Origin of the sequence: Mycobacterium sp. (assembly GCF_965229265.1) — a bacterium.
Lineage (GTDB): Bacteria > Actinomycetota > Actinomycetes > Mycobacteriales > Mycobacteriaceae > Mycobacterium.
The window spans coordinates 214599-227682 of the sequence record NZ_CBDDIY010000009.1 but is presented as its reverse complement, the minus strand read 5'-3'; the positions used below and the strand labels follow the sequence as shown (position 1 = coordinate 227682).

General features: G+C 62.3%; 9 protein-coding genes and 1 pseudogene. All 10 read right to left on the bottom strand.

Annotation, left to right across the window (positions count from 1 at the left end):
- Positions 1-34 precede the first annotated feature (34 nt).
- Positions 35-2392 (bottom strand): thiamine pyrophosphate-binding protein, encoded by a 2358-nt coding sequence (locus ADBZ9K_RS01955; protein WP_526618134.1) that lies wholly within the window; start codon positions 2390-2392, stop codon positions 35-37.
- A 976-nt stretch (positions 2393-3368) separates the two neighbouring features.
- Positions 3369-4688, bottom strand: a complete 1320-nt coding sequence (locus tag ADBZ9K_RS01950; RefSeq protein WP_526618133.1) for a cytochrome P450 — start codon at positions 4686-4688, stop codon at positions 3369-3371.
- Entirely contained in the window at positions 4676-5215 is a 540-nt protein-coding gene (locus tag ADBZ9K_RS01945) for a chromate resistance protein ChrB domain-containing protein (protein WP_526618131.1), read from the bottom strand. The genes ADBZ9K_RS01950 and ADBZ9K_RS01945 overlap by 13 nt, the downstream gene beginning before the upstream one ends.
- A 5-nt stretch (positions 5216-5220) precedes the next feature.
- The gene (locus ADBZ9K_RS01940; protein WP_526618130.1) at positions 5221-6096 is read right to left on the bottom strand and encodes a fumarylacetoacetate hydrolase family protein; all 876 of its coding nucleotides are present in this window, start codon (positions 6094-6096) and stop codon (positions 5221-5223) included.
- Positions 6097-6132: 36 nt separating this feature from the next.
- Positions 6133-6873 (bottom strand): alpha/beta fold hydrolase, encoded by a 741-nt coding sequence (locus ADBZ9K_RS01935; RefSeq protein WP_526618129.1) that lies wholly within the window; start codon positions 6871-6873, stop codon positions 6133-6135.
- An 86-nt stretch (positions 6874-6959) separates the two neighbouring features.
- A complete protein-coding gene (locus tag ADBZ9K_RS01930) occupies positions 6960-8603 on the bottom strand; it encodes an FAD-dependent oxidoreductase (protein ID WP_526618128.1) in 1644 nt (547 codons plus the stop codon).
- A gap of 26 nt (positions 8604-8629) precedes the next feature.
- Positions 8630-9214, bottom strand: a complete 585-nt coding sequence (locus ADBZ9K_RS01925; RefSeq protein WP_526618126.1) for a VOC family protein — start codon at positions 9212-9214, stop codon at positions 8630-8632.
- Positions 9215-9263: 49 nt separating this feature from the next.
- Positions 9264-11192 carry an acyl-CoA synthetase gene (locus ADBZ9K_RS01920; protein WP_526618124.1) on the bottom strand — a complete coding sequence of 643 codons (1929 nt, stop codon included), beginning with the start codon at positions 11190-11192 and terminating at the stop codon, positions 9264-9266.
- A gap of 158 nt (positions 11193-11350) precedes the next feature.
- Positions 11351-11536: pseudogene (locus ADBZ9K_RS01915) on the bottom strand (acyl-CoA dehydrogenase family protein); the annotation flags it as partial.
- A 271-nt stretch (positions 11537-11807) separates the two neighbouring features.
- Complete coding sequence (locus ADBZ9K_RS01910) at positions 11808-12539, bottom strand: SDR family NAD(P)-dependent oxidoreductase (RefSeq protein ID WP_526618123.1); 732 nt, start codon at positions 12537-12539, stop codon at positions 11808-11810.
- Positions 12540-13084: the final 545 nt, after the last annotated feature.

Genomic DNA, 13084 nt, shown 5'->3' with positions numbered 1-13084 from the left:
AAGGGTTAGAGCCGATCCGGCGGCCACCGCGCGGTCAACACTGGTGGAGTCCACTGCGGCCAGCTGGGGACGCGACATCGAGTGCAGCACGCACAATGCTGTCGGTGTCCAGGCCGTGGTAGCGGTATACATCCTCGAGCGAGCCCGCCTGCCCGAACTTTGACACACCCAACGCGGTGGCGTTCACTTGCTGGACGTTGCCTAGGAACGCCAAGGTATGGGGATGCCCGTCGAGTACGGTCACCATTGGTTTCGCCCGGTCGGCGGGAAACAGCTGATCGAGGACCCACGGGTTGCCACTCGCGCTACGACCTTGACGGGTCTGCCACGCGTCGAACAGCAACCCTGGGCTGGTCACGCAGATGACGTCTGCCGGCAATCCTTGACATTCGAGACGGTCCGCTGCGGCAAGTGCCTCGGTTGTGACCGCACCCATCGTGGCGATCGTGACTCGTGCATTCTGGCTCAGCCGCAGCGAATATCCGCCGGCGACGGCCTGGCGGCGTCGACGTTCGCGGGCGGCAGGGTCGGTCGGCACGTCGGCGAGCGACTGGTCAACGGGACGTGTCGACAACCTCAGGTAGGCAGAACTCCCGTCGGGGCGTCCCAGTCGCGCGATACTGGCCAACAGGGTCCATTCGACATCGATAGCGAATGCCGGTTCGTAACTAATGCAGCCGGGTTGTTCGATGCCGATCGATGGTGTCTTGATCGACTGGTGGGCCCCGCCCTCGCCAGACAGCGTGACACCCGACGGAGTACCAATGAGAATCGATTGCCCCCCGGCATAGATACCGAACGACCACGGCTCCAAGGCCCGTTCCACGAACGGGTCATACAGCACACCAAGGGGGAACAGCGGTTGTCCCCATCGACTCCAGGTTGCACCGAGCTCTCCCAGCAACCCCACCAGGTTCGTCTCGGCGATGCCGAGTTCGATGTGCTGTCCGTTAGGGCGCTCGTTCCAGTGCATGATGGTCTCGGAATCATCGGCGAACCAGTTCCGGCGTTCAGCGAGTGACCACACACCCACTTTGTTGACCCAGCCTCCGAGATTGGTGGTTGAACTGACGTCAGGGCTCACAGTCACCACCCGTTTGGCGGCCTCGGGCGCTTCGCGGATCAAATCGAGTAGGACACGGCCGAGCGCAGCCTGCGTCGTCGCCGTGCCCTTCGGGGTGCGCCCAATATCCGTGGGCACCGCAGGGGGTATGGCACCGTCGACGGGACCACGTTCCAGCCGCGCGGCAGTCTGCGTGCACAGGCGCCCTGGTTCGCTGTCTAGGGCGAACCGGCTCCACGGCTTCTGCGCATCCATACCTAAACGTTCTGCAAAGGAGTCGAATTCGTCGCGTGACAGTAGTGCGGAATGATTCTGGGGATGCCCTTCGGTGGGCAATCCGTATCCCTTGATGGTGTAGGCGATAATCACCGTTGGCCGAGTGTCATCGATCTCCCGGTACGCATCAGTAAGCGCGGCAAGATCGTGACCCCCAAGGTTACGGATCGCAGCGACGAGGGCAGCATCATCGAGGTCGGCTATCAGCGAGGCGATCTCGACGGCGCGGTCGTCGTCGCCGGGTAGCCGAACCCGGATCTCGGCGGCGCTGCATCGCAACAACCGCTGATACTCCGGATTGGGCATATCGAGTATCCGCGACCGCAACGCGTCCCCCCCGCGCCGGCCGAACAGTTCCTCGAGGACTCGCCCAAACTTGACCATGATGACCTGCCAGCCCGCTGCCCCGAACATCTTCTCCAACCGACCCGCAGCGATATTGGGCACCACCCGGTCCAGCGACTGCCGGTTGAGATCGACAATCCATACCACTTCACCCAGTTCGGCAATGCTGGGATCGAGAATGGCCTCCCATACCGCACCTTCATCCAACTCGGCGTCGCCGACGAGGGAATACTGGCGACCGCTGCCTCCGGAACCGAACTGTGCATCAACGAAGCGTCGAGCCACCGCGCCCCAAATTGGTGCTGTCGCCCCGATACCCACCGATCCTGTCGAATAGTCCACCGGGTCCGGGTCTTTGGCGCGACTCGGGTAGGACTGGAGGCCTCCGAACTGACGCAGGGTCGTCAAATACTTCTCGTCGAGCCGGCCCAGCAGATAGTTCAGACTGTGCAGCACGGGCGAGGCGTGCGGTTTCACCGATACCCGATCACCGGAGTTCAGCTGTTCGAACCACAGCGCAGTCATGATCGTAGCGATGGAGGCGCTCGATGCCTGGTGACCACCGACCTTCAGGCCGGATACGTTTGGCCGCACTCGGTTCGCGTGATGAACGATCGCTGTCGACAACCACAGCACCCGTTGCTCAATGGTTCGCAAAACGCTGAGCCGAGTATTCCCAACTGCATCTTCCAACGCCACGGTGTACATCGCGTCCTGCCTAACTTGCTATAGCGGATTGATACACAGCTCGCGCACGAGCTGTTGCCAATGGGGGAAGGCTGGCGCAAACCAACCACCGAACTACCATTGCGGGCACGTATACATCACCCGTTTGCGCACAATGCGGTCCCTGGCGCGGGTTACTTCGCAGAACGTGAGCACTGCGCCTACACCACGGTACCTGTTCGACGACATCGAGCTGCGGATCCATGGCGCGCTTCCCACCGCGCCGCGGGCGATCGTCGTAGTCCCTCTCACGTAACAGATCTCGCGGGGAACATGATCCATACGCGTCTGGCCTGACTCGGAATCGATGCTGTCGTCCTCAGATCGTTCGACCGCAGAATAGATCCTGCCGCGCCGGGCTCTCCGCTGACCGCCTGCGTCATGGCCGTCGTCACCCAGCGCAGACTGCCCAACATCGCGTGAGCGCTTGGCGACGTTCCGGAAGTGATTGAGGTGCAGGGACTCAGCCGAGCCAGCGACCGGGGCTTGGCCGACTACCGCATCAACCGCGTGTTTGACTCCAAACCGTCGTGATATCACCTGTGCCCGTCCAATTCTGCGGCGCGACGGAATATCTGCGTGTGTGACTCTTCGCGCGTTCGCGGTACGCGATCGAGAAGTGCCTCCGCAGCTCTGCTACGTGCTGTTCCCTGGTAGCCACTCAGCCACGTGCGCACCACCACCGACAGCGGGGCCGACAATTCGACGCCATGTTGTGCATGAGAGGCAAGCAGGTCCACGATCGCGTCTTCAACATCGCCGGCGCCGATTTGCATCCATAGCCACGATCGCTCCCCTGACAGGAGGATTGGCTTCGCGGAGTCGGTCAACTCCCACGCTAGCCGGATGACCGCAGACCGGATCATCGGCGCTTGCATTGTTCGATATTCCGGCGTCGAGCCAATGCTGGTCCTCTCACTTTTGATCGGTCGACGGCGCCTCTACGGCCTTGCGGTCGTCAGGCTGCGGACTGCTGGTGGACCACCAATCTCAGTTCATTGAAATGCCGGAAGAACCCCGGTGCATAGGTCGGCTCTTCGACGACCTCGATGGTGGTGAGACGTTCGGCGAGCACATCCAATGCGATTAGAATCTCAGCCTGTGCCAACGGAGCGCCAACGCAGCGGTGAATGCCGACGCCGAATGACAACTGCTTTTTGGCATTCGTCCGGAACATGTCGAATTCCTCCGGGCTCTCGAAGATCCTCGGATCGTGGTTCGCCGAAGCAATATTGAGGTTGAGGAAGGTTCCTGCGCGCAGGTGGACCCCGTGGATCAACGTGTCCTCGGCAAGGACCCGCGGCATGCTCTCAACCGGGGCGTCCCATCGCAGGATCTCCTCGGCTGTGTTCGCCAGACCGTCGCGGGCGCTGCGGACTCGCTCCCAGCGCTCAGGACGTTCGAGCAGCGTGTACAGGCCCGTAGCCAGTGCGCCAGAAGTTGTCTCGTGGCCGGCCAAAATGAGGGTTTGTATGGTCGCCCAGAGTTCATCCTGGGTGAGGTCGCCACCGTTCTGTAGCTCGATCAGCTCACTAACGACATCGCCGTCCAACGGGCGACCGCGGCGATCGTCGATCAGCCTCTCGATGTAGGTGCGGAATTGCTGGTTGGCGCAGTTGGATGCCTCGATCGCGTCTGGTCCAACGGGAAGCGTCTTGGGCGACCACTCCCCGATAACACCTTCGTCCTCCCCAGGCATGTTGAGCAGCGCCATGATCACTCTCACGGGAAGCTTGAACGCGAACTCGCGACTGAAGTCGATCTCCCCTTTGACAGGGAAAGCGTCGATGAGGCGATGACACTGCTCGCGGATCATGGGATGGAGGCGCCGCGCGAGGCGTGCATTGAAGTGCCGCAAGGAATTCCGTAACCGCGTGTGTCGGGGTGGATTCATGTTGATCAGCGTGTTCCGCTGCCAATCAACCAGCGGGCCTTCACCGCCTCCAATAGCCTCGGCGACGCTCGCCTCGCCTGAGAGATACCGGTTATTGTCGACAAACGCAGCCCGGACGTCCTCGTAGCGAAGGAGGTTCACGCGCATGAACTGGTCAACTGCCAAGGGGATGCGGTTCTCACGGAGTTTCGCGAGAAACTGATAGCGCCCCTCCCCCTGATAATCACGATCAAAGTAGTTGAAGACCGGAACGGAGTCGGGGATGTCGTAGGTGATAGTTGGCAGATTCATCATCGATCTCTCTGTTCTCGACGCGTACGAGCGGTCGGCAGTGATGACCAGCTCCGTATTCTGTTCGTCACGAATCCTGCTCAATCCCGCCATGGCGGCAACGCGGCCGACCAATCAACCGCCTGCCGATAGGCAAGGACTCGGGCAGCGATGTCGCCAGATGGCACCGCAGGCGCGGGACCGTAGGCGGTCCATAACGTCTGGTAAAGGCCGTCGTAGAAGGCAATCGAATCGTGTAAATTCTGGTGGTCGTCGGGTCGCAGGACCGTCATCGCCTCGGAGAAGGCTGCCAGGGACACCGCGAGATGGAGCTGGTTGGTATCCACTGCCGGCACTTGCCTGTTCTGTGCGATCGCAATCCCGGCCTCGACAACCTCGGCCATCCGCTCGAGTTCCGCGACATTCAGCGAGTATCTCCGCAGGATCTTGCGGAAGGTGCTCCCTTCCCCGTCATGTTGCCCGAGCTCGGCACCGGGTAGCGCGAACGGCACAGCATCCGCGGGCAACTCATCTTCGGGAGCATGGAAGCCGAATGTCGCCTCGCGGTCAACGAATCTGCGGATGAGCCATGGCGACGCAACTCTGTCCAAGTGGATGTGGTTCCTAGTCACCCAAAGCATTTCGTCTACTCCTTGATGAACGCTGACGGACCACCGGGGCGCTTGGCGAAGGTGTGCCGCATCTCGCCGATGCCCTCTACATAGGTCACCAGTTCGTCGCCCGGCTTCAACAGAACCTGCGGGGACCGGGTGAAGCCGACCCCGCTAGGCGTTCCCGTGAAGATGATGTCTCCAGGCAGCATGGGGACGACGCTTGATATGTACTCGATAAGAACGGGAACGGCGAAGATCATCTCGCTAGTTCTGGCCTGCTGCATCGTCGCCCCGTTCACGCTGCACCCTAGTGCGATGTCATCAGGGTTGACGAACTCGTCTGGGGTCACAACGCACGGACCGAGCGGGCTGAATCCCGGAAAGGACTTGCCCAGCCCCATCTGTTGCGGGGGCGAGCCTTTCCACTGGGTATATCTCTCCGACAGATCCTGTCCGACAGTTAGTCCGGCGACGTGTCCCCACGCATCGTGCTCCGTCACCTGATCCGCCCCGGCACCGATGACGATGACGAGCTCCACCTCGAAGTCGACGGCGCCCTCCGGCAGGGCGATGGAGTCGTACGGACCGGCGATCGAAGCAGGGAATTTTGCGAATACCATAGGTGTAGTGGGCGTTTCGAGCCCCGACTCTTCGACATGAGAAGCGTAATTGATGCCAATGGCGAATATCTGTCGCGGCCGCGGAACGGGGCTGCAGATCGGGGTGTCAGTCGGAATCGGTCTGGCCGTCACGCCGCGCAGATCCGCCGCCCAGCGACGTAGTTGGTCCCATCGGCCGTAGAGGGCTTGCGGGTCCGAACCGAATTCGCCGCCACTGGCATCCTCGATGTCGATGACGCCACCGGCTATGCCGAGGGTGGCGCGTCCGGCAATATTATAGATACGCATGGTCTCCTTTGCGATTTCATCGGGTCGTCATGCGGCTCAGACCGCGTGGACGTCGTCCAGGAAGCGCCCGATCTCACGTGCACACACCGTCGGTGCGTCTGAGTTCATGTGATGTCCAGCGTGTGCGACCGTGATGAGTCGAGCCGCAGGCATTGCGGCAATCATGCGCGGACCCCAGAACGCCCGTGGGTCTTCCTCGCCCCACATGATCAATGCGGGACAGGTGATTTGGCTGAGCCTCTCCTCAATGCTGGTGTACGTCCCGGGCACCTGGGTCGCTAGCGCGACAGCCTGGCGGTCGTGACTCAGCATCACTGAAATCTCCTGCGCTGCCTCCTGCGGATGCTCCTGCACCCACCCCGACGCGTGGAACGCCGACTGTAGGCCTGCCGCGGCGGCGCGTCGCTGGTCGTCATCGGCTGTTTCCAAGACGCGGCCGAACGCCGCCATCGCCGCGACGGCATCGGGTGCTGGCCCGTCCGGTCCTGCTCCTTGGATGACCAGGGCATCTACCAGGTTTGGGTAGGAGGCGGCCACCCGCATCGCGACGGCTCCTCCTTGCGAGAGGCCGACCAACGTCGCCGGAGCCCCGCCGAGAATCGCTATGAGCTGCCCGACACCCTCGACAACGTCGTTGGCGGTCCAGCCCTGAGGGTTGAACCCACTGCGGCCATGACCCGGCAGGTCAACGGCCACGCACCGGTATCGTCCAGACAGCGTGGCGATCACGTCGCGGTACATTGCCGAGCTCGCTAACGTGCCGTGCAGGAACACCACGAGCGGTCCTGACCCGTAATCCGTGTACGCCCATCGGACTCCACCGATTTCCACCGCGCGGTCTGAGATGTGATCTGCGGCCGCGCTCATGAGCGCTCCACCACCGGGCTTGCACCGGCTCCTCGTACGGTGTCCAGCACCCAGCCAATGTCAGTGGGTGTGCCGTCGCCCCGCCATGCGACATGCTGGTCGGGGCGGATCAACACGAGCTCGGCCCCATAGGCTTCACGGATCGACGGCTCAGTCAGCGCAAGGACATCCAGTGGCATCCCGCGTTCCTTTGCTGCGGTCTCGAATGACGACGTGTCGACCGGTTGGTCACCGGTCACAAGCAGTGTGAATCCGATGCCGAACCGATCGTAGAGCGACGTGTCGCCGTCAAGCCAAACATGCGGTGCTCGGCATCCGGGCACAGCGGCGGGCACGTAGCTTCCCTGGTTCAGAGTCGGCGGCGTCGTACCGTCCGAGACGATGATTGGCGACCCGTGATAGTGCGACCCAAGCTGCGCTCCGAAGCTCTGGAACTCGGCGACCTTGACCGCCCTGACTTCCTTGCCGATCGCCTCGCGCAGCGCGGCTCCCTCCGGTGTGCTCGCCGACATGCCCTCTCTCACGAACGAATCTGGGCTGCGTTCAGTGTTACCAAGACACGCGTCTTGGATCCACGAGATGACGGGACGGCGTTCCTGGGCGTAGGAGTCCAGCAACGCCGGACCTCCCCAGCCCTGCAGTACGGCCGCCAACTTCCAGCCCAGGTCGGCCGCATCCCCAACGCCGAGATTCATCCCGAACCCACCCATGGGGGAGATGAGATGGGCTGCGTCGCCGGCAAGCAGCACTCTTCCGTACTGAAACTCTGGTGCAAGCAGGGAGTGTATCTTGACCGCCCCACCAGATACCGGGTTCACTTCGAACTCGAACCCTACGTTGCGGAAAAGCCCTTCGCGGGCGAAATCCCAACTCGAGGCGTCGCCTTCTCTTGAAGCGAAACCGAATTCGTAGTGGTCATCGCCTTGCGGGATCAGCATCGCGTAGTCGCGATGCTCGTTCATGAAGATGACGAACGAAGACCGACCGACTTCGATCAGGTTCCTGAGCGCGGGGGAATGGACGTTCCAGATGGTGAATTCCGCGAGGTCCGGATAGCCTTCCATCTGCACCCCGAGTGCTTTGCGAATGAAACTGCGGCTGCCATCGGCGGCAACGAGGTAACTGGCCGAAGTCGTAGCGGCCGCACCGTGGCCGTCGGTGTAGGTCACCCCGACCTTGTCATACGATTCTTCGAATCCCGTTACTGTGCAGCCGAACCGGATGTCGACGAGTGAATTGCGCACCGCGGCTTCCTGGACCGTCATCTCGATCGCGTCGTTGGGAGCCCACTCCGGGCGATCCGATGCAAACGGAATCGGCCAGTCGAACGCGAGCATCCCCGCCAGGTCGACAACGACGTGACCATTGAGCGCAGTCACGTAGGTGATGCTACGGGCGAACTCCTCGCTCACCGGATCATTCCGCCTCAGGTCGTCGGCGATGCCCCATCGGCGGAAGTGCTCCATTGACCGCAGGTTGGTCAGGTTTGTACGGGCTCGGTTGTAATCACCGCGATTACGCGCTTCCAGTACCAATGTGGGCACGCCGTGACGGGCCAGTTCCAGGGCTGTGCAGATGCCGACTGGGCCTCCGCCTGCGATGACGACCGAGTCCGTCTGCGCGCAATCGCTACCAGTCACGATGCACCTTTCTTGTATACGTTGTGTCAGTTCTGAGGCTCAAGATGGGCAAGCACCACCGACGGATGCGGAAGCCCAGGGCCTGCCAGGGCCCATGCCCGGTCGGTAAGTTCGGCAACACTGGCTCCATTGGCCCGTGCCGCTACCATGCTGTCCACGTCGAACTGTGGCCCCCACGAATCAGCTTGGAATTCCGGCCCTTGCAAGAACGCTGTGGCTGCCTCAGGCGTGTCGAAGTTGTCGATCTGCAGTTCCACGAAGTTGCCGTCCGGATCGCGGTAGTACAGCGATGTCGTCACGCCATGTTGAACCGGTACCGCGGGGCGAATGCCCTCTTTGGCCAGCCGCACGTAGTTGTCGAGAAGGTCATCGAGTGATTCGAAGGTGAAGGCCATATGGTTCATCCCCGTGGCATGCGGATTCTTCGGCTCCGCATCAGCAACCTGAGCAATCGCGATGCGATGATGTTCGTCGTCGCAGGTGAGAAATGTCAGTCCACTGCCAGAGAACACGACATGTCCGTTGAGGACTTTCACGTAGAAATTGGTCATCTCATCGGGCTGGTTGGACTGCAGCACGACGTGGGCAAGGCGAGGGCCTGTGATTGACATTTGTGGACTCCTTATCCGAAATCGAGCACTTTGTTAAAACGGGTTATGGCTATGGGGAACAAGGGATTCCCGTCCAGGTCACCGCGTAGCGATCGAGGATTTCCGCGACTGCCGATTCTTCGGCCATCTCCCCTAGCTCAACGGTCGACACGATGGCGCCGTCGCAAATCGTCGTATCGACCGTTCCAACTCCGGGCACGCCGGCGAGCACGTCGACCAGCACCCGGCGGACTGCGTGAGCCCTAAGCAGCGGTTTGTAGGGCTTCCCCACGGCGGTGAGGGGCAGTGCATCCAGTACCGTGACTACCTTCGGCGTGGCGACCCGCTCCGGCACCCGGTCTGCCACCCAGGCCAGAATGTCTGCCTCCGAGATGGATTCGCCTGGCCGCAACGTGACGTAGGCCACCGGGACCTCTCCGGCATGAGCGTCAGGCTGCCCCACCGCGGCCGCAGCGGCGACACCCGGGCACCTTAACAGGGTCTCCTCGATGACCGCAGGGTCGATGTTGTGTCCACCGCGAATGATCAGATCCTTCGCCCGGCCATGAAGATAGACGAATTCATCCGCGTCGAGATGCGCCAAATCGCCGGTGTCTAGCCATCCATCCACCAGTGCGTTCAGCCCGTCGAGTTGGTAGCCATCCGCGTCCCGCCCCACCACGTACCCGGCGAACACCGTTACTCCTTGCAGCACAAGCACACCGGTCGCACCGGTCGGCAATTCCTCCCACCGCCCGTCCTCGGCGATACGGACGGTCTTGGCGCTCTGGTACGGGATACGCTGACCGACCGAACCGGCACGCAGCATGCCAGGGAAACTGAGTGCGCTGACGCACGTCGCCTCGGTCAGCCCGTAGCCTTCGACCAGCGTGAGGCCGATGCCGCGCTCGAAGCGCTCCCGGACGGCTCGCGGCAACGGGGAGGCACCCACGATCCCAAAACGCAAGCAGCTGATGTCGGCGTCGACCGGATGTTCGGCGAGTGCCGCATATACGGTCGGGACCGCGCTCATGACCGAGATCTGGTAGTGCGACACGATATTCCAGAACGAGGAGTACAGCAATGGGTCTCGATAACCCTGCGGGCCAGCCCACACGACGCAGTGCCCCTTGAACAGTGGCGTGAGCACGCCGACCACGAGAGCGTTTGCATGGAACAGCGGCAGTGCCGAGAACATCGTGGTGCGTTCCGGCAGGAGCGGAGCAGCAGCGATCATCCAGGCATTGGCGACCTGACCTGAGTGCCGATGCGCCGCCAGCTTCGGAACCCCGGTGGTTCCACCGGTATGAAGCAAAGCAGCCAGGTCCGGTCCCGTCGGCGCGATCCCGATGAAGGCGGACGAATCATGTCCGGCCGCAGCCTCATGCAGATAGCCGACCCGAACTCCGTCGACGAATGGCATCGATTCGGACATCCGTTCGCCCGGGGTGTGACGCAGCGCCAACACGGCATCCACCACACCAGCCCGGGACAGATCGACCGCGATCTGCCACGTCGACGCGGATAGCTCCGGACCGGCGGCGATCAGAACTCGTGCTCCCGATCGGCGCAATAGTTCCTCGATGTGAGACCGAGACAGGCCTCCATTGATGGGTGCTGCGATGCCAGCCAACTGTGCGGCCAAAGTTGCCACGATCAATTCGGCGCAATTCGGCGCGATCAGCGCTACCGCATGATGACGCCTGACACCGAACGAGTGCAAGAGGTTGGCGTAACGATGGACGTCGGCAAGTAGCTGAGAGTAGCTTCGCCGCAGCGGTTCTCGCCACCGTTTGGCGTCGGGCATGACCGCCAGCGCGGTTCGGTACGGCCACAGTTCGGCCGCTCGCACCAGCAGCGAATAGGTCGAGTCCGGCAAACCCCGCGCGGCCAGCGGAACAGCCTCTACGTCGACCAGGTCAGCGGAGCCTTCATACTTCGGCCACAACGCGCCTTCCGCGATCTCACGACCCTGGGCACTGCTGGTCCTTTCCGACATCGCTAGGCTCCTTCACCTGACCGGTCTTGGTGCAGCTGTGTCGAACAACACCTGTTGTTATTAGTGAAGCACAACACATGTTGTTGGGCAAGCCCCTGCCAGAGCGGACGCTCGACCCCGAGGCTCGTTGGTGGTGACGGCTTGTTTTGGACCCGTCTGCGCAACAGCGCTCGGGATATGACGACGGGTTGGAAGTAGTTGGTACTTTCGCAGATCTGGGTGATCTTGGCGTCGCGCATCATGCGTCCCACCGGGAAGTCCACCGTGTGGCTCGCGCCGCCGAAAGGCTGCACGGCATCGGTGGTCACTTCAACGGCGGCATCGGAGGCGAAGCACTTCGACGCGCCTTAAGTCGCGCCGTCCCCGTCTACCTTGGGGACCCTTGTCCGACACCCTTCCGCGCCAACGGTGTCCTTGACCAAGGCCCCGGAGGCCACACTGTCACCGTGTTCGCCTGGAAGCCATTGCGTCGGCGGTCAGACGCCGACGACGCGCCCGGGTATGCGTGTAGCTGCAGTCTCAGCCGTAGTCGTGCCAACCGCACTCCCGTAAGCGAAAGTCGCACGACCAGGCGCCCGCCTAAACCTGGAAGCGTAGGCGGACTAGCTGATGTCGTCATCGCATAACGGCTCCACCGTCGATGACGAGGACCTGCCCCGTCAGCGCTTCCGCCAGGTCAGATGCAAGGAACGCGACCGCATGGGCAGCATCGTCGGGGGACAGCGGGCGTTTCATCGCTTGCCCGGCGACCGCTGCCTCGATCTGCCCGACCGCGGCGACGCTGCGTGAGGCAGGCGTATCGGTGAGTCCCGGCGCGATCGCTGTCACGGCGATGCCGTCTGGGCCCAACGTGGCAGCGAGAGTGCGCATCACACCGAGCATGGCTCCTTTGCTAGCGATATAGGGCAAGAATGCCGGGGCCGGAGGTGACCAAAGCGTGTCCGAGGCAACGAAAATGATCCGGCCGAACCTGCGATCGGCCATCCCGGGACTGAAGGCCTGTGCCAGGAGGAGCGCTGACTCGACGTTTACGGCCTGGACGTCTCGCCACCGCGCTACATCGAAATCAGACAACGGCATGGGCTCGAACACCGCCGCGCAATGGACAAGAATGTCGCAGTGTCCGTACCTTGCCAGCACGGAGGCCGCAGCCTCCCGGGTCGACAACTCGGACGCGAGATCGCACACAACGTCTCCGACACGGTCGAGAACGACAGTCCGGTGATTCGCTGCATTAAGGGCAGCGACGATTGCTGTCCCGATGGCTCCAGCGCCTCCAGTTACCACCGCAATTCGCTGCACGGGTTCTGATGCGGACGAAGTGTACTGCGCCGCTTGGTCATCCATAATTCCGCTCCTCAAAGAGTTGCCTAATACTCGTCGCACGGTTTGGGTGACCTCCGTTGATGCAACCGGGCCACCAGCTAGCACAGCTGCTCCTCGACGCCGGATGCCGCAGCCTCATCGCCGTTGTCCCAGTACGCTTTGTGCCTGCCCGCGACCACATTCGGCAGCAGTTGCCTTGCGTCCCTCAAAGCGGTGAAGGATCGACACCCATGGAACCAGCGTGTTTCACTGCCGACACCAGAACGCGGACGCACACACCTGGGACATCTCCGTGAGGACGGTGCACACGCCAGCCGTCAGCGCCATGCCCGGCACGTGCATCGGGAACACCAACGCTATGTATAACCGGCTACCGTCAGGGCGAGCAGCGCCTTATCCGGCAAACGGGCTGCGGGTCGTCACCGCGAAAGACTCACTCCCCCTTTCACTGAGGGCGCGCAGCACCGCGCGTGACGCCAAGCGCTCGTCGGGCAGCCATAAGGCATCGAACGCTTGCTCCGAGACTCTGTGCAGTTCATGGCGTCTCCTCAAAGTGATTGAAGCGC